Genomic DNA, 16,402 nt, shown 5'->3' with positions numbered 1-16,402 from the left:
TTTGTGCAACAGCTGATCCGACTTATACCGGGGCGTTGCTTTGTGTGCACGGCCTGGTTTGCCTTCGGTCCGTGTCACAGCACCGTGTATCGAATGGGGCAGCACTCACCCGCCGTGCTGCTTGTCTTTGTGGACATTCCATGTGGAATGGTGAATCATGCGCTTACAAATTGCTGCATCAGAGGTGCTGCGCATGCATGTGTTGAGAAAGCTGAAGCTGTCCGCCCGGCTGGGCGTGCTGATCGCCATCTTCGCCATGGGCTTCGTGCTATCCGGCGCCTGGGCCTTCAAGACGCTGGACACCCTCAAGGTGAACGGGCCGATCTACGACCGGATCGTGCAGGGCAAGGACCTGATCGCCGACATCCTGCCGCCCCCCGAATACATCATCGAGTCCTACCTGCTGGCGCTGCAGCTGTCGCGCACGCCGGACGCGGCCCGGCAGCAGGCGCTGGCCGGGCGCATCCGCAGCCTCCAGGGGCAATTCGACGCACGCCATGCGTTCTGGCAGAAGCAGGGATTGGACCCCGAGACGGGCCGGCTGCTGCTGGACGATGCCTACCGCCCGGCCCAGGAGTTCTACCGCCTGGCCTTCGACGCGCTGGTGCCCGCCGCACGCGCGGGCGACGCCGGCCAGGTGGCTGCCGCACTGCAGCGGCTGGACGCGGCGTACGAGGCACACCGCGCCGCCATCGACAAGGTGGTCGTGCTGGCCAGCCAGCGCGTGGCGACCGACGAAGGCGAGGCGCGCACGCTGATCTGGCGCGACTCGGCGCTGCTTCTGGGCATCATGGTGCTGGCGATGGTGGCGGCCGTCGTGGTGGCGCTGCTGGTCGCGCGCAGCATCACGGCGCCGCTGCGCCATGCCGTGGAGGTGGCCCGGGTGGTGGCCTCGGGCGTGCTGAACAGCCGCATCCGCGTGCGCTACCCCGACGAACCGGACCAGCTGTTGCGCGCGCTGCAGGAGATGAACGGCAGCCTGCAGCGCATCGTGGGCGAGGTGCGTTCCGGTGCCGACAACATCGCCACCGCCACCAACGAGATCGCGCGTGGCAACGACGACCTGTCGGTGCGCACCGAGCGCCAGGCCAGCGCGCTGCAGCAGACGGCTGCGGCGATGGAGCAGCTGACCGGCACGGTGCGCCAGAACAGCGACAGCGCGCGCCAGGCCAACCAACTGGTGCAGGCGGCCGCGCAGGTGGCCCAACGCGGCGGCCAGGCGGTCGGCGAGGTGGTGCAGACCATGCAGTCGATCAACGCCTCGTCCAGGAAGGTGGTGGACATCATCGCGGTGATCGACGGCATCGCGTTCCAGACCAACATCCTGGCGCTGAATGCGGCGGTGGAGGCGGCACGCGCCGGCGAGCAGGGACGCGGCTTCGCGGTGGTGGCCTCGGAGGTCCGCAGCCTGGCGCAGCGCTCGGCCGCAGCGGCCAAGGAGATCAAGGGCCTCATCCACGATTCGGTGCAGCAGGTGGAGGCCGGCAGCCTGCTCGTGGCCCGCGCCGGCAGCACCATGGACGAGGTGGTCCAGAGCGTGGAGCGCATCACCGGCATCATGGCCGAGATCAGCGCGGCAAGCGCCGAGCAGATCAGCGGTCTGGAGCAGATCAACACCGCCATCACCGAGATGGACAGCACCACGCAGCAGAACGCCGCACTGGTGGAGGAGGCGGCGGCCGCTGCTTCTTCGCTGCGCGCCGAGGCGCACAAGCAGGCGCAGATCGTGGGTGTCTTCCAGCTCGACGGACATGGCGTCTCCAGGCTGGCCTTGCCATCTGTCTGAACACTGCAGCGCGCGCGGCGCTGCCAGGTTGCCGCAAGCGCGCCAGCTGGTCGTCGAGCCGATGCCCCCGGGCGCTTGACTTGCCCGCCCAGACGCCGCTTTCCTACAGGCGCGCAGTGGCGAGAAGGCCATGATGGGTCTTCGATGCATCCAGACAAGGTGCTTTCTGGGAAGCGGATGCATCGATTGGGCTGCCCTCGGGCAGCCCTTTTTCTGCAGCTGTCCAGATGCTCACGGCACCTGGTGGCAGAAGTAGCAAACGCCGGCGACGATGGCAATGGCCAACAGTGTGCCCATGGTGTGCTCCCTGGTGATCGGCCGCGCGGGATGCGCGGCCCCTGCATCCAGAGTGGTGCATGGACTGGGTTTTCGCTGTCGGACGGTACCGGGCCACGAAGCCCGACGGCGATCAGTCGACCTGTGCGCCCGAGGCCTTCACAAGCTTCTGGTACTTGGCCAGCTCGGCCTGCAGGAAGGCGCCGAACTGCGCCGGCGTGCTGGGCACGGGTTCGGCCAGCAGGTTGGCAAAGCGCTGGCGCGTTTCTTCGGACTGCAGCGCCGCGACAAAGGCCTGGTTCAAGCGCGCCAGCACATCGTCGGGCGTTCCGGCCGGCGCCACGAGGCCCCACCAGGTGTCGATGGCGAAGCCCGGCAGCAACTCGGCCACGGGCGGTACCTCGGGCAGGGCCGGCGAGCGCTGCAGCGTGGTGACGGCCAGCGCCTTGAGCTTGCCCGAGCGGATGCCGGGCGCGGCCGTGGCCAGGTTGTCGAAGTTGAAGTCGACCTGGCCCGACAGCAGGGCCAGCTGGGCCGGGTTGCCGCCGTTGTAGGGAATGTGCAGCGCGAAGATGCCCGCCTGGGCCTTGAACATCTCGCCGGCCAGGTGGCCGGCGCTGCCGTTGCCGCCCGAGCCGTAGTTGAGCTTGGCCGGGTTGGCCTTGGCATACGCGACCAGGTCGGCCAGCGTTTCGATCTTGAGGCGGCGGGCCGCGTCGGCGTTCATGACCAGCACGTTGGGCACGCGCACCATCTGCGTGATGGGTGCGAAGTCGCGCGCGGCATCGAACGGCATCCTGCGGTACAGCCAGGGGTTGACGGCGTGCGTGGCGGTTGCCGCGATGCCGATGGTCAACCCGTCGTGCGGCGCCTTGGCCACGGCATCGGCGCCGATGTTGCCGCCGGCACCGGGCTTGTTCTCGATGATCACGGTGCCCAGCTGGTCCTTGACGCGCTCGGCCAGCACGCGGGCCGTGACGTCGATCGGGCCGCCAGCCGCGTACGGCACGATGAGCCGGATCGGCTTGGTCTGGGCCAGCGCGGGCAGGGCGGCGGCGGACAAGGCCGCCAGCGTGCACAGCAGCGCGGTGCGGCGCAGGGCGTGGGAGAGCGCGGTCATGCTTGGGCCTTGTCGGCTTCGGTGGTGAAGGCGTCGGCGAAGAACTCCTCGGGCGGCAGGCCTGCCTGGGCGGTGTAGTCGGCGCGGGCCGAGTCGACCACGATGGGCGCGCCGCAGGCATAGACCTGGTGGCCCGACAGGTCCGGCAGGTCTTCCAGCACGGCGCGGTGCACGAAGCCGGTGCGGCCGGTCCAGTTGTCTTCGGGCAGGGCGTTGGAGACCACCGGCACGTAGCGCAGCTGCGGCATCTCGGCTAGCTTCTCGCGCAGCCATGCGTCCATGTACAGGTCGGCCGGGCGGCGGCCGCCCCAGTAGACCGTGGCCGGGCGCGCGATGGCCTTGAACTGCAGGTGCTCGATGACGGCCTTGATCGGCGCGAAGCCGGTGCCCGAGGCCAGCAGCACGATGGGCTTGTCGGAGTCCTCACGCAGGAAGAAGCTGCCGTAGGGGCCTTCGATGCGCAGGATCTCCTTCTCCTTCATCGCGCCGAACACGTGGTCGGTGAACTTGCCGCCGGGCATGTGGCGGATGTGCAGCTCCACGCTGGGGCCGACCGGTGGCACGGCGCCGGGCTGGCCGCCCGCGGTGTGCGGCGCGTTGGCCATGGAATAGCTGCGGCGCGCGCCATCGCGCAGCAGGAATTCGACGTACTGGCCGGCGTGAAAGCGCATGGTGTCGTTGGCCGGCAGCTGCAGCCTGACGACCATCACGTCGTGCGAGACCTTGGACAGGCTGCTCACGCGCGCGGGCATGCGCTTGATGGGGAAGGCGCTCTCGTCGGTGACCTGGCGCGACTCGAGCACCACGTCGGACAGCGGCACGCCGCAGCAGGTCAGGATCAGGCCGGCGGCCTCCTCCTCGGCCGACAGCGCCTTGCTCTGGTGCGGGCCATGTTCGACACGGCCTTCGAGCATCTTGCACTTGCACGAGCCGCAGGCGCCGTCCTTGCAGCCATACGGCAGGCCGACACCCTGGCGGATGCCGGCAGCCAGGATCGCTTCGCCCTCGGTGGCTTCGAAAGCGCGGCCGCTGGGCTGCACGGTGATCTTGAACGGGGGCGCGGCGGCCGTCGTGGGGGTCATCTTTGGGTATCCTCGTGGGCTTTTCGCCGCTTCACTGAACCGCAGGATTTTGCCTTCAAACCAATCACCGCTCGGCGCGCTGCCCGCGCGCTTTCGCCGCACCCGCGTGCTGATCGTCGGCTGCGGCGACGTGGGCCAGCGCGTTGCCGCGCGCCTGCCGGCGGGCGTGCGCGTGCTGGCGCTGACCTCGTCGGCCGACCGCGTGGCCGCGCTGCGCGCGCAGGGCCTGGTGCCCTTGCGCGGCGATCTGGACGATGCGGCCTCGCTGCGCCGGCTGGCCGGGCTGGCCGACCGCGTGCTGCACCTGGCGCCGCCGCCGCGCGAAGGTCCCCGTGATCCGCGCACGCGCGCGCTGGGCCAGGCGCTGCTGCGGCGCACGCCGCCACGGGCGCTGGTCTACGGCTCGACGAGCGGCGTCTACGGCGACTGCGGGGGCGACTGGGTGGCCGAGACGCGCCGGCCGGCGCCCGGCACGGAACGCGCCCTGCGCCGGCTGGATGCCGAGGCTGCGGTGCGCTTCCTGGGCCGTGCCGGCGGCGTGCGCGCCAGCGTGCTGCGCATTCCGGGCATCTACGCGCCCGACCGCGCCGGCGGCACGCCGCGCGAACGTCTGGCCCGGGGCACGCCGGTGCTGCGGGCCGAGGACGACGTCTACACCAACCACATCCACGCCGACGACCTCGCGCGCGCGTGCATCGCCGCGCTGTGGCGCGGGCGGGCGCAGCGCGTGGTCAACGTCAACGACGACACGGTGCTGAAGATGGGCGACTACTTCGACCAGGCGGCCGACCTGTACGGCATGGCGCGCCCGCCGCGCGTGGCGGCCGAGGAGGCGCGGGGGCAGCTCTCGCTGATGGTGCTGAGCTTCATGTCCGAGTCGCGCCGGCTGCTGAACACGCGCATGCGGCGCGAACTGCGGCTGGTGCTGCACTACCCGACGGTGGCGGCCGGGCTGCGCTGAGCAAGCTGTTCAGATTCCCTTGGGCTTGCGCAGCGTGCTCATGCGGTCCACGGGCTTGACCGTCAGCGTCTTCACGTCGGCGCCCTGCAGCACCGTCAGCTGCACCTCGGCCTGCGCATCGGCGCGGTCCCAGAGCTTCTTGTAGAAGCCCTCCAGTGTGGTCACCTTGGTGCCGTCGACGGCCAGCACCACGTCGCCAGGCTGCAGGCCGGCCACCGATGCCGGGCTGGCCTTGCTGACGCGCGCAACCTGGACCCGGCCCGATTGCTCCACCGAGTTGACGCCGAGCCAGGGCCGCTTGCTGAGCCGCGTGCTGCCCGTACTGCGCATTTCCGCGAGGATGGGCTTGAGCAGGTCCACCGGCACAAACATGTTGCCGGGCCATTGCCGGCCCGTGCCCAGCGCGTCCATTACGAGCAGGCTACCGATGCCCACCAGTTCGCCCTTCTGGTTGAACAGCGGCGCGCCGGAGTGGTTGGCAATCGGCGGGCTCGTGAACAGCGCCGTGTCGATGAAGTACTCCCAGTAGCCCGAGAACGCACGCTTGGCCACGAGCTGGGTCATGGCCACGTCGCCGCCCTCGCCGCCGATGGCAGTCATAAGCACTGTGCCGGGTTCCAGTTCGGGATGGCTGCCGAGCGGCACCGCCGCCACGCCGCGCAAGGGCAGCAGCGGGCGCAGCAGGCCGAAACCGGTCGCCAGGTCGTAGGCGACCGCCTGTGCCGGCAGCTGCCGGCCGTCCTGCGTCAGGATCTGGATGTGTTCGGCCTCCAGCATCAGGTAGCCGATGGTGAGGATGAGGCCGTCTGCCCCGATCACCACGCCGGAGCCGCGGCGCTGGCGTCCCAGGGTTTCGGCCGAAGGCGCATCTTCGCTGGCCAGCACCTGCACGCCGACCACCGCCGCGTGCGCGCGGCTCATCGCATCGATGGTCTGCTGTATGGGAGAAGGGGTGGCTGCGATGCTGCGCAACGGGCCGAACGCCGGTGCGAGAGCCAGTGCCAGGACGAGGCAGGCGGATCGGATGGTGCGCATGGCAGGCTCCCGGAATGGGGGACGATGCGCACAGGATGCACCTGGAAGTCAACTGCTGCAAGGCCTGTGTCCAGGCCTTGCAGCGCGTGGGGCTCAGCCCTTGAGTTGCAGGTACTGGCCATAGGCGAACACCGAATTCGGCGCGCGCACGGTGGCCTGGCGCGGCCGAGGCTGCACGGCGGCACGGCGGCGGCTGGGTGCGGCCTCGATCTCCACGCCCTTGGCGCGCTGCTCGTCGGCCAGCTGGCGCAGCGAGATGCCTTGCATGTAGTCGAGCATGCAGGCGGACAGGCTGTCCCAGAGGTCGCCGGCCATCTTGGCGTCCGGATCGCTGAGCGCCACGGCGCCTTGCGCATCCTGCGCGGCCTGGTCGTCCACGGCCAGGATGATGTCGGCCACGCTCACGGCGCTGGCCTTGCGTGCCAGCGTGTAGCCGCCGCCCGGGCCGCGGGCACTTTCGACGAGGCCGGAGCGGCGCAGGCGGCTGAACATCTGCTCCAGGTACGACAGCGAGATCTTCTGCCGGGCACCGATGGCCGACAGCGTCACGGGACCGAGGTGTTCTCGCAGGGCGACGTCGATCATCGCGTTCACGGCGAAACGGCTCTTGGTGGTCAATCGCATGGCTGGGCTCCTTGTTGTAGCGGGCTATGGGCGGAAAGATGAAACTCTAAAGGTTGGGACACTTCGCGTATATTCGTATTTGAGACAAAAACTCTTCGAGAAAAGCGATGGAACCTTCTGAGCGGTTGACCCAGCTTTCGGCTGGAGGTTCCATGAACTTCAAGCATTTGCGCTATTTCTGGGTGGTGGCCAAGGCAGGCGGCGTCATGCGCGCCGGCGAGCAACTGCACACCACGCCGCAGACCTTGTCTGGCCAGATCAAGCTGTTCGAGGAATGGATCGGGCACAAGCTGTTCCGCAAGGTCGGCCGCCGGTTGGAGCTGACCGAGCAGGGCCGCATTGCGCTGGACTACGCCGAAGAAATCTTCGCGCTGGGCGCCGAACTGGAGACCTCGGTGCGGCACAAGCGCGGCGAGCGGCGGACGCTGGACTTTCGCGTCGGCGTTGCCGACGCGGTGGCCAAGTCGGTCGTCTACCAGCTGCTGGAGCCGGCGCTGGACGGCGACGAGCCGGTGCGCCTCATTTGCCACGAGGGCAAGTACGAAGACCTGTTGGCCCAACTGGCGCTGCACCGGCTGGACCTGTTGATCGCGGACGAGCGCGTGTCGCCCAAGGTCAGTGTGCGCGCCTTCAACCATTTGCTGGGCCGCAGCCCGATGAGCTTTTTCTGCGCCGACAGCCTGCGCGGGCGGCTGGCAGAGGGCTTTCCGCAGTGCCTGGACGACGCGCCGATGCTGGTGCAAGGCCCCACGGCATCGGTGCGCCGCCAGCTCGATCCCTGGCTGGTGCGGCATCGGTTGCGGCCACGCATCGTCGGTGAGTTCGACGACACCGCGCTCACCAACGCTTTCGGCCGCGAGGGTCGCGGCGTGTTCATGGGGCCGACCGTGCTGGAGGCGCAGATCGCGGCGCAATACCGCGTGGGCGTGTTGGGAAGGACCGAAGAGCTGGTCGAGGAGTTTTTCGCGATCTCTGTGGAGCGGCGCATCAGCCATCCCAGTGTGGCCGCCATCACACGCGCCGCGCGTGCCAAGCTGTTCCATGCATGAAGTGGGCGTGGACTGCTTGGGGGGCGGGTGCTGCGGGATGGAGGAAGTCATCGCCTTGCAGCGTAAGCACATCCATTGGCGCGCTCTGTAGGAGTGGGCGGACAAGCCGCTGTCGGCATGCATGCCGAGCCTGGCGTACCGTCAGGGTTATCCTTGGGCGCTGGCTGTGGGTGCCTCTCTAGAATCTGTTGCAGTGCAACGAGCACCAACCCGAGGAACGCAGTGCAGACCAAGAAGCCCAGCGCCGAGAAGCCGGCCCAGCGTGTGATCAAGAAGTATCCGAACCGTCGCCTGTACGACACGAATACGTCAACCTACATCACGCTGTCGGAAGTCAAGAAGCTGGTCATGGGCAGCGAGCCCCTGGTCGTGCGCGATGCCAAGACCGGCGAGGATCTGACGCGTTCCATCCTGCTGCAGATCATCCTGGAGGAAGAGGCTGGCGGCGCTCCCTTGTTCACCGAACAGGCGCTGGCCAACATCATCCGTTTCTACGGCAACACCATGCAGAGCTTCATCGGGCCCTACCTCGAGAAGAACATGCAGGCCTTTGTCGACATGCAGGCCAAGATGACCGAGCAATCCAAGGGCATGTCGCCCGAGCTGTGGTCGCAGTTCCTGAGCATGCAGTCGCCCATGATGCAGGGCATGATGGGCAACTACGTCGAGCAGTCCAAGAACGTCTTCGTGCAGTTGCAGGAGCAGATGCAGAAGCAGACCGAGCAGTTGCTCGGATCGCTGGTCGTCAAGCGCTGACGCCCGTTGCCGCCATCGCGGCGACAATAGCGCGATGACAGTTGCAGAAGCCCCCACGAAAGCCCCGAAGATCGGCTTCGTCAGCCTTGGATGCCCCAAGGCGTTGACGGACTCCGAACTCATCCTCACGCAGCTGAGCGCCGAGGGCTACCAGACCAGCAAGACCTTCGAAGGTGCCGATCTGGTGATCGTCAACACCTGCGGCTTCATCGACGATGCGGTCAAGGAAAGCCTGGACACCATCGGCGAGGCATTGGCCGACAACGGGCGCGTGATCGTCACTGGCTGCTTGGGCGCCAAGACCGGGCAGGGCGGCGGCAACATGGTGCGGGAGATGCATCCGAGCGTGCTCGCGGTGACCGGGCCGCATGCCACGCAGGAGGTCATGGACGCGGTCCACGCCAACCTGCCCAAGCCGCACGATCCCTTCGTGGACCTGGTGCCGGCCCAAGGTGTCAAGCTCACGCCCAAGCACTACGCCTACCTCAAGATCAGCGAGGGCTGCAACCACCGCTGCACCTTCTGCATCATCCCGTCGATGCGCGGCGACCTGGTGTCGCGGCCGGTGGGTGACGTGCTCAAGGAGGCGCGGGCGCTGTTCGAGGGCGGCGTCAAGGAACTGTTGGTCATCAGCCAGGACACCTCGGCCTACGGCGTGGACCTCAAGTACCGCACCGGCTTCTGGGACGGCAAGCCGGTCAAGACGCGCATGCTCGAGCTCGTGCAGGCGCTGGGCGAGCTGGCCGAGCCGCATGGCGCCTGGGTGCGGCTGCACTACGTGTACCCCTATCCCAGCGTCGACGACATCCTGCCGTTGATGGCCTCCGGCCGTGTTCTGCCGTACCTGGATGTGCCACTGCAACACAGCCACCCCGATGTGCTGCGCCGCATGAAGCGCCCGGCCAGCGGCGAGAAAAACCTGGAGCGGATCCAGCGCTGGCGCGAGATCTGCCCCGAGTTGGTGATCCGCAGCACCTTCATCGCCGGCTTCCCGGGCGAGACCGAAGAGGAGTTCGCGCACCTGCTCGACTTCATGCGCGAAGCGCAGATCGACCGCGCCGGCTGCTTCGCCTACAGCCCGGTCGAGGGCGCGACGGCCAACACCATCGCGCCGATGCTGCCATTGGAGCTGCGTGAGGAGCGCCGTGCGCGTTTCATGGCGGTTGCCGAAGAGGTCTCGGCCGCGCGACTGCGTCGGCGCATCGGCGCCAACATGCAGGTGCTGGTGGATTCGGCGCTGGGTCTGGGGCGCAAGGGCGGCAAGGGCCGTAGCTATGCGGATGCGCCCGAGATCGATGGTGTGGTGCACCTGTTGCCGCCCGAGAAGATCAGCAAGACGCTCAAGGTGGGTGAGTTCACGCGTGCCCGTGTTGTCGGCACGCAGGGCCACGACCTCGTGGCGGTGCCGGTTTGATGGCAGCAACAAAAAAGCCGCTGATGGTTCAGCGGCTTTGTTGCGTTTTTTCTGACCTGAACCGATCGATTTGCCAATCGATGGCTGGTGCCCAGGAAGGGACTCGAACCCCCACGATGTTACTCGCTAGTACCTGAAACTAGTGCGTCTACCAATTCCGCCACCTGGGCATTTCAGGAAGTCTTCGATTATAGCAAGATTTTTGCGTCGATTTCCGATGCCTTGCTGCTGCGCTGGCCAAAATCGCACGGTCGTAGCCCGCAAGGGTATGGTCTTGTGCCGTTCTGCATGCGCGACTGCTGTCGCGCAGGCAACAAAAAAGCCGCTGATGACTCAGCGGCTTCGTTGTGTTCTTTCTGATGTGTTCCAATCGATGATTGGTGCCCAGGAAGGGACTCGAACCCCCACGATGTTACTCGCTAGTACCTGAAACTAGTGCGTCTACCAATTCCGCCACCTGGGCATTTCAGGAAAGAAAGCGATCATATCATCAAAAATTCAAACTACACAACCAGCCTTCTCGAAGAAGTGGAGGGCACGGTCCAGGGACACCGCGACGGCCACGGTTTCGTGCAGCGCGACGATGGCCAATCGGACATCTACCTGCCTTCGAACGAAATGCGCGCGGTGCTGCACAAGGACCGTGTCAAGGCACGCGTTGTGCGCTACGACCGCAAGGGGCGGCCCGAGGGGCGCGTCGTCGAGATCGTGGAGCGGCCGCCGCAGCCCATCATCGGCCGCCTGCTGCAGGAGAGCGGCGTCTGGCTCGTGGCGCCTGAAGACAAACGCTACGGCCAGGACATCCTGATCCCCAAGGGCGCGACCGGCACGGCCAAGCCGGGCCAGGTCGTCGTGGTCGAGCTGACCGAGCCGCCGGCGCTGTACGGCCAGCCGGTCGGCCGCGTCAAGGAGGTGCTGGGCGAGGTCGACGACCCCGGCATGGAGATCGAGATCGCGGTGCGCAAGTACGACGTGCCGCACGTGTTCTCGGACGCCTGCATCGCGCTGGCGCGCACGCTGCCCGACAAGGTGCGGCCGCAGGACAAGCGCCAGCGCGTCGACCTGACCGATGTGCCGCTGGTGACCATCGATGGTGAGGATGCGCGCGACTTCGACGACGCTGTCTACTGCGAGCCCACCAAGGTGGGCCGCAGCAAGGGCTGGCGCCTGCTGGTCGCGATTGCCGATGTGAGCCATTACGTGGAAACCGGCTCGGCCATCGACGTCGATGCCTACGAGCGCGCCACCAGCGTGTACTTCCCGCGCCGCGTGATCCCCATGCTGCCCGAGAAGTTGTCCAACGGCCTGTGTTCGCTGAACCCCGAGGTCGAGCGGCTGTGCATGGTCTGCGACATGCTCGTCAACTCCAAGGGCGAGGTGCACGCGTACCAGTTCTACCCGGCCGTGATGTTCAGCCACGCCCGTTTCACCTACACCGAGGTGGCCGCCATCCTGGCCAACACGCGCGGCCCCGAGGCAGTGCGCCGGCGCGCGCTGGTGCCGCAGCTGGAGCACCTGCACGATGTCTACCGTGCCTTGCTGGGCGCGCGCGGCAAACGCGGTGCCGTCGACTTCGATACCGTGGAGACGCAGATCGTCTGCGACGAGAACGGCCGCATCGAGCGCATCGTGCCGCGCACGCGCAACGACGCGCACCGCCTGATCGAGGAGGCCATGCTGGCCGCCAACGTCTGCAGCGCCGACTTCATCGCGCAGAACAAGCGCCCGGGCCTGTACCGCGTGCACGAAGGCCCCACGCCCGAGAAGAAGGAAACGCTGCGCAACTACCTCAAGGCCGTCGGCGTCGCGCAGACGGTCAGCGACGATCCCAAGCCATCGGAGTTCCAGGCCATCGCCGAGGCCACCAAGGACCGGCCGGACGCGCAGCAGATCCACACCATGCTGCTGCGCTCCATGCAGCAGGCCATCTACACGCCCACCAACAGCGGCCACTTCGGGCTGGCCTACGAGGCCTACACGCACTTCACGAGCCCGATCCGGCGCTATCCGGACTTGCTGGTCCACCGCGTGATCAAGTCCATCCTCACGCGCAGCCGCTACCAGCTGCCGGCCCTGCCGACGCCCGGCGAGGCCCATGCCAAGCTGGCCAAGCGCCTGCAGAAGAACCAGGCCGCGCGCCTGGGCGACAAGGTGGCCGAGCCCGACGTGCGTCCGCGCAAGGTCAGCGCCGAAGTGCAGGCCTGGGAGGCGGCGGGCCTGCACTGCAGCGCCAACGAGCGGCGTGCCGACGAGGCCAGCCGCGATGTCGAGGCCTGGCTCAAATGCAAGTACATGCGCGAGCACCTCGGCGAGGAGTACAGCGGCGTGGTCACGGCGGCCACGAGCTTCGGCATCTTCGTCACGCTGGATGCAATGTATGTGGAGGGACTGGTCCACATCACCGAGCTGGGCGGCGAGTACTTCAAGTTCGACGAGGCCCGCCAGGAGCTGCGCGGCGAGCGCACCGGCATCCGCTATGCCGTGGGCACGCGGGTCCAGGTGCAGGTCAGCCGGGTGGACCTGGACGGCCGCAAGATCGACTTCCGGCTGATCCGCGAAGGCGAGGATCTCGCCGTACGCGGCCCGCGAGACAAGGGTGCACCGCGCGAAGGCCGCGAAGCGGGCCGCAAGGAAGGCCAGCAACGGCGCGAGGACAGGAGCTCGGGGTTGGCCCAGACACTCAAGGCCGCTGGCAAGAAGGCCGCAGCAAAGAACAAGGGACGCAGCCGGCGCTGAACCCGGCGTGTCCTGTACGACGAACGCAAAACTAGGAGATGGCAATGCAATCGAATGAAAAAGTGGCAATCGTGACCGGTGCGGGCACGGGCATCGGCAAGGCGGCGGCGCTGGCGTTGGCCGGTGGCGGCTGGCGCGTGGTGCTGGCCGGGCGCCGGCCTGAGCCACTGGAAGAGGTCAAGGCGGCCGTGGGCACCGGTGCCCTGGTCGTTCCGACCAATGTGGCCGACGCGGCTTCGGTGGGTGCGCTGTTCGACGCCGCGGTGAAAGCCCATGGCCGGGTGGACCTGCTGTTCAACAACGCAGGCGTCAACGCGCCGGGCGTTCCATTGGAAGACCTGACGCTGGAGCAGTGGCAGAACGTGGTCGACATCAACCTCACCGGCATGTTCCTGTGCATCCAGCAGGCGTTCCGCGTCATGAAGTCGCAGACGCCGCGGGGCGGCCGCATCATCAACAACGGCTCGATCTCGGCCACCACGCCGCGGCCGAACTCGATTGCCTACACCTCCACCAAGCATGCCGTCAAAGGCATGACCAAGGCGGCTTCGCTGGACGGGCGCAAGTACGACATCGCGGTCGGCCAGGTGGACGTGGGCAATGCCGGGACCGAGATGGCCATGCGCATGGCCAAGGGCGTACCGCAGGCCAATGGCGAGATCGCGGTGGAGCCACTGATGGACGTCAACATCGTCGGCCAGTCGGTGCTCTACATGGCCAACCTGCCGCTGGAGGCCAACGTGATGTTCCACACCGTCATGGCGACCAAGATGCCGTTCGCCGGCCGCGGCTGAAACTCAGGCCGCAGCGCGGGCCAGCGCCGATGCCGTGAGGGCCTGGTCAGCGGGCCAGGCATCGGCCAGCGCGCCATGCTGGAACACGGCGTGGCAGGCGGCCTCCCACGCGGGGGCGCCTGCAGCCAGCCGCGCGGCCACGAAGCCTGCGAGCACGTCGCCCGTCCCTGCGGTGGCAAGCCGTGCGTTGCCCGTCGGATTGATGGCCGGCGTGCGGCCCGGCGCGGTGACCACCGTGCCAGAACCCTTGAGCACCGCCACGACGCCGAAGCGCTCGGCCAGCGCCTGTGCGGCCGCCAGTCGGTCGGCCTGCACAGCGGCGGTGTTGCTTTCCAAAAGCCGTGCGGCTTCGAGCGGGTGCGGCGTCAGCACCGTGGGCTGCCGGCGCTGGCGCAGCAGGTCCTGCAGATGGATGTCCGCGGCCACCGCGTTGAGGGCGTCCGCGTCGAGCACCAGCTGCGCCGCCTCGGCCAGCACCTGCGGCAGCCAGGCCGCCACCTGCGGCCCGCCGCCACAGCCGCAGGCAATGGCCAGCCGGGCCAGCGGCAGGTCCGCAGGGGCGCGCCACATGAGTTCCGGGGCATCGGTGGCCAGGTCGGACGCGGAGGCGTCCAGCGCCGCGATGTAGACGCGTCCCGCGCCCGCATGCAGTGCGGCCGAGCCGGCCAGCACGGCGGCGCCGCGCATGCCGGGCGCACCGCCGAGCACGGCCACATCGCCGTAGCTGCCCTTGTGGCTGGCGTGCGCGCGCAACCGCATGGGCGGTGGTCCGGCCAGCACCGCATCGGCTGGAGCGGTGTCGCCGTCCTGCAATGCATCGAACCAGACCTGGCCCGCCAGGTCACGGCCCGTGCCGGTGAACAGCCCGGGCTTGAGCGTCAGCAGGCTCAAGGTGTACCGTGCCCGCACCGCGGGCCCGGTCGCCTGGCCGGTGTCTGCGGCCAGGCCGGTCGGCAGGTCGATGGCCAGCACTGGCGCGGCGCTGGCATTGAGCGCGGCGACGCAGGCGGCCATATCGCCCGTGGCCGGCCGCGTGCTGCCCAGGCCCAGCAGTGCGTCGATGGCGAGGTCGTCCGGTTGCAGCTCTGGCGTGGCGTGGGTGAACGGCACACCGGCAGCGCGTGCGCGTTGCAGGGATGCCGCGGCATCGGGCGCGAGCCGGCGTTCGTCGCCAAACCATTGCACGCATGGCTGCTTGCCCCAGCGCTGCAGGTGCATGGCGGCCTCCAGCCCGTCGCCACCGTTGTTGCCGGGGCCGCAGGCGATCCAGACCTGGCGTGCATGGGGCGCCACTGCCTGCGCCAGCCTGGCCACCGCCAAGCCGGCGCGCTGCATCAGCACGTGTGGTCCGGCTGCCGCGGTCGCGCGGGCCTCGAGTTGCCGGGTGGCACTGCTGCCATGCAGGGGCCAGGCGCGGTCGAACGTGATGGGGCGCATGCCGCGCATTGTGCGGCGCGCCGCGCGGTCAGCTGCGTCGTCAGCGGCGCAGGCGCCCGATGCCCAGGCCTTCGGTGTCGACGGCGGGTGTGCGGCCCGCGATCTGGTCGGCCAGAACGCGCGCACTGCCGCAGCTCAGCGCCCAGCCGCTGGAGCCGTGGCCCAGGTTCAGCCACACGCCTGGAATGCCGCTGGCGCCCAGCACCGGCGGGCCGTCCGGCAACATCGGCCGGGCGCCTTTCCAGACCTGTACGCCAGCCTGCATCCTGGCGGCTCCCGGGAACCAGTCGTGCAGCACCTTGTAGAGGGTCTGGACCGAGGCTTCCCGGTGCCGGTCCGGCGCGCCGCCGATCTCGGCGCTGCCGGCCACACGCACGCGCTGGCCGAGCCGCGAGATGGCCACTTTGTAACGCTCGTCCATCACCGCGCTGCGCGGTGCGTTGAGTGGCTCGCGGATGGCGGCCGTGATCGAGTAGCCATACACCGCGGCCAGTGGCAGGCGCAGGCCCAGCGGCCGCAGCAACTGCGCGGAGCCGAGGCCGGCGCAGCAGACCAGCGCATCGAAGCTGCGCGCCGAACCGTCCGCCAGACGCAGCGTCACGGGTGGCCCGGCCTCGACGCGGGCAATGGCGGTGCCGAACTGGAAATCGACGCCCAAACGCTGCGCCTCGGCCTTCAGCAGCATGCAGAACTGCCGGCAGTTGCCGACTTCGTCATCGGGCAGCTGGATCGCGCCGTGGAAGTCGACGTCCGGATTCAGTGCGGGCTCGACCTGGCGCGCCGCCGCCGCATCCAGCCGCGCGAAGCGCACACCGGCGTCCTGCAGCACCTGCAGGCCAGGTTCGACCAGGCGGGCGTCCTGTTCGGAGCGCAGCAGCACCATGTAGCCGTCGCTGCGGTCGTAGGCCAGGTGCAGGTCCTGCGTCAGGGCGTGCAGCCGGTCGCGGCTGTAGAACGCCAGCCGTTGCAGGCGGGCGCGGTTCGCCAGGTAGGTTTCGAGCTTGCAGGCGCGGAGCCAGCGCGCCATCCAGGCAAGGTCGCGCATGGCCATTGGCCATCCCAGTTTGATCGGCGCATGGCGCTTGAGCAGGTAGCGCGCCACCTTGCCGGGCATGCCGGGCGCCGCCCAGGGTGTCACGTACCCGGGCGCCACCACGCCGGCGTTGGCGAAGCTGGTTTCGGCCGCGGCCGCGGCGTGGCGTTCGAAGACCGTGACCTGGTGGCCGTCCGCGGCCAGCTCGTAGGCCGTGGTGATGCCGACGACGCCGGCACCGATGATGGCAATGTGCATGGGGGAGGGGCGCCGGTCGGGTGGCGCCCGTGATGTGCTAG

13 protein-coding genes and 2 tRNA genes are annotated in these 16,402 nt (G+C 68.4%); 7 read left to right on the top strand and 8 right to left on the bottom strand.

Annotated features, from left to right (window positions below; genetic code table 11):
• The first annotated feature begins 193 nt into the window (after positions 1-193).
• Complete coding sequence (locus ASF44_RS33160; protein ID WP_056899598.1) at positions 194-1,786, top strand: methyl-accepting chemotaxis protein; 1,593 nt, start codon at positions 194-196, stop codon at positions 1,784-1,786.
• A gap of 409 nt (positions 1,787-2,195) precedes the next feature.
• Here ASF44_RS33160 and ASF44_RS12635 read toward each other — a convergent pair whose 3' ends face one another.
• On the bottom strand, positions 2,196-3,182 hold the full coding sequence (locus tag ASF44_RS12635) for a tripartite tricarboxylate transporter substrate binding protein (RefSeq protein ID WP_082524728.1): 987 nt from the start codon (positions 3,180-3,182) through the stop codon (positions 2,196-2,198).
• Positions 3,179-4,264, bottom strand: coding sequence for a CDP-6-deoxy-delta-3,4-glucoseen reductase (locus ASF44_RS12630; protein ID WP_056899571.1), 1,086 nt, complete (start codon positions 4,262-4,264; stop codon positions 3,179-3,181). The genes ASF44_RS12635 and ASF44_RS12630 overlap by 4 nt, the downstream gene beginning before the upstream one ends.
• A gap of 49 nt (positions 4,265-4,313) precedes the next feature.
• Between ASF44_RS12630 and ASF44_RS12625 the strand changes: the two genes are divergently transcribed.
• Entirely contained in the window at positions 4,314-5,225 is a 912-nt protein-coding gene (locus tag ASF44_RS12625) for an SDR family oxidoreductase (RefSeq protein WP_056899570.1), read from the top strand.
• Positions 5,226-5,234: 9 nt separating this feature from the next.
• Here the strand turns inward: ASF44_RS12625 and ASF44_RS12620 are convergent, their stop codons facing one another.
• Both ASF44_RS12620 and ASF44_RS12615 read right to left on the bottom strand, forming a co-directional pair.
• Positions 5,235-6,260: a S1C family serine protease gene (locus ASF44_RS12620; RefSeq protein ID WP_056899569.1), complete on the bottom strand. Its 1,026-nt coding sequence runs from the start codon at positions 6,258-6,260 to the stop codon at positions 5,235-5,237.
• Between the two features lie 93 nt (positions 6,261-6,353).
• Positions 6,354-6,884 (bottom strand): Rrf2 family transcriptional regulator, encoded by a 531-nt coding sequence (locus tag ASF44_RS12615; RefSeq protein WP_056899568.1) that lies wholly within the window; start codon positions 6,882-6,884, stop codon positions 6,354-6,356.
• 152 nt (positions 6,885-7,036) lie between these two features.
• Here ASF44_RS12615 and nhaR point away from each other — a divergent pair, with 152 nt between their 5' ends.
• From nhaR to rimO, 3 genes are all read left to right on the top strand, one after another.
• Positions 7,037-7,933 (top strand): transcriptional activator NhaR, encoded by an 897-nt coding sequence (gene nhaR, locus ASF44_RS12610; RefSeq protein WP_056899567.1) that lies wholly within the window; start codon positions 7,037-7,039, stop codon positions 7,931-7,933.
• A 222-nt stretch (positions 7,934-8,155) separates the two neighbouring features.
• Entirely contained in the window at positions 8,156-8,689 is a 534-nt protein-coding gene (gene phaR / locus ASF44_RS12605; protein ID WP_056899566.1) for a polyhydroxyalkanoate synthesis repressor PhaR, read from the top strand.
• A 34-nt stretch (positions 8,690-8,723) separates the two neighbouring features.
• Complete coding sequence (gene rimO, locus ASF44_RS12600; RefSeq protein ID WP_056899565.1) at positions 8,724-10,103, top strand: 30S ribosomal protein S12 methylthiotransferase RimO; 1,380 nt, start codon at positions 8,724-8,726, stop codon at positions 10,101-10,103.
• An 85-nt stretch (positions 10,104-10,188) separates the two neighbouring features.
• Here the strand turns inward: rimO and ASF44_RS12595 are convergent.
• Positions 10,189-10,273, bottom strand: a tRNA-Leu gene (locus ASF44_RS12595).
• A 208-nt stretch (positions 10,274-10,481) separates the two neighbouring features.
• Positions 10,482-10,566 (bottom strand) — tRNA-Leu (locus tag ASF44_RS12590).
• A 23-nt stretch (positions 10,567-10,589) separates the two neighbouring features.
• Here ASF44_RS12590 and rnr point away from each other — a divergent pair.
• Together rnr and ASF44_RS12580 are read left to right on the top strand one after the other, a co-directional pair.
• Positions 10,590-12,839 (top strand): ribonuclease R, encoded by a 2,250-nt coding sequence (gene rnr / locus ASF44_RS12585; protein WP_056899596.1) that lies wholly within the window; start codon positions 10,590-10,592, stop codon positions 12,837-12,839.
• A 44-nt stretch (positions 12,840-12,883) separates the two neighbouring features.
• Entirely contained in the window at positions 12,884-13,633 is a 750-nt protein-coding gene (locus ASF44_RS12580; protein WP_369820922.1) for an SDR family oxidoreductase, read from the top strand.
• A 3-nt stretch (positions 13,634-13,636) separates the two neighbouring features.
• Here the strand turns inward: ASF44_RS12580 and ASF44_RS12575 are convergent, their stop codons facing one another.
• The gene (locus tag ASF44_RS12575) at positions 13,637-15,070 is read right to left on the bottom strand and encodes a bifunctional ADP-dependent NAD(P)H-hydrate dehydratase/NAD(P)H-hydrate epimerase (RefSeq protein WP_056899563.1); all 1,434 of its coding nucleotides are present in this window, start codon (positions 15,068-15,070) and stop codon (positions 13,637-13,639) included.
• A gap of 40 nt (positions 15,071-15,110) precedes the next feature.
• The gene (locus ASF44_RS12570) at positions 15,111-16,361 is read right to left on the bottom strand and encodes a D-amino acid dehydrogenase (RefSeq protein WP_056899562.1); all 1,251 of its coding nucleotides are present in this window, start codon (positions 16,359-16,361) and stop codon (positions 15,111-15,113) included.
• Between the last annotated feature and the right edge of the window lie 41 nt (positions 16,362-16,402).

Source organism: Pseudorhodoferax sp. Leaf274 (assembly GCF_001422445.1).
Taxonomy (GTDB): domain Bacteria; phylum Pseudomonadota; class Gammaproteobacteria; order Burkholderiales; family Burkholderiaceae_C; genus Pseudorhodoferax.
Note: the sequence above shows the minus strand (reverse complement) of the source record. Positions and strands in the feature narration are given on the sequence as shown.

Bases quoted from the DNA above. Each gene is read 5' to 3' on its own strand.
- ASF44_RS33160 (WP_056899598.1), top strand. From the start codon at position 194: ATGCATGTGTTGAGAAAGCTGAAGCTGTCCGCCCGGCTGGGCGTGCTG.
- ASF44_RS12635 (WP_082524728.1), bottom strand. From the start codon at position 3,182: ATGACCGCGCTCTCCCACGCCCTGCGCCGCACCGCGCTGCTGTGCACG.
- ASF44_RS12630 (WP_056899571.1), bottom strand. From the start codon at position 4,264: ATGACCCCCACGACGGCCGCCGCGCCCCCGTTCAAGATCACCGTGCAG.
- ASF44_RS12620 (WP_056899569.1), bottom strand. From the start codon at position 6,260: ATGCGCACCATCCGATCCGCCTGCCTCGTCCTGGCACTGGCTCTCGCA.
- ASF44_RS12615 (WP_056899568.1), bottom strand. From the start codon at position 6,884: ATGCGATTGACCACCAAGAGCCGTTTCGCCGTGAACGCGATGATCGAC.
- nhaR (WP_056899567.1), top strand. From the start codon at position 7,037: ATGAACTTCAAGCATTTGCGCTATTTCTGGGTGGTGGCCAAGGCAGGC.
- rimO (WP_056899565.1), top strand. From the start codon at position 8,724: ATGACAGTTGCAGAAGCCCCCACGAAAGCCCCGAAGATCGGCTTCGTC.
- ASF44_RS12580 (WP_369820922.1), top strand. From the start codon at position 12,884: ATGCAATCGAATGAAAAAGTGGCAATCGTGACCGGTGCGGGCACGGGC.
- ASF44_RS12575 (WP_056899563.1), bottom strand. From the start codon at position 15,070: ATGCGCCCCATCACGTTCGACCGCGCCTGGCCCCTGCATGGCAGCAGT.
- ASF44_RS12570 (WP_056899562.1), bottom strand. From the start codon at position 16,361: ATGCACATTGCCATCATCGGTGCCGGCGTCGTCGGCATCACCACGGCC.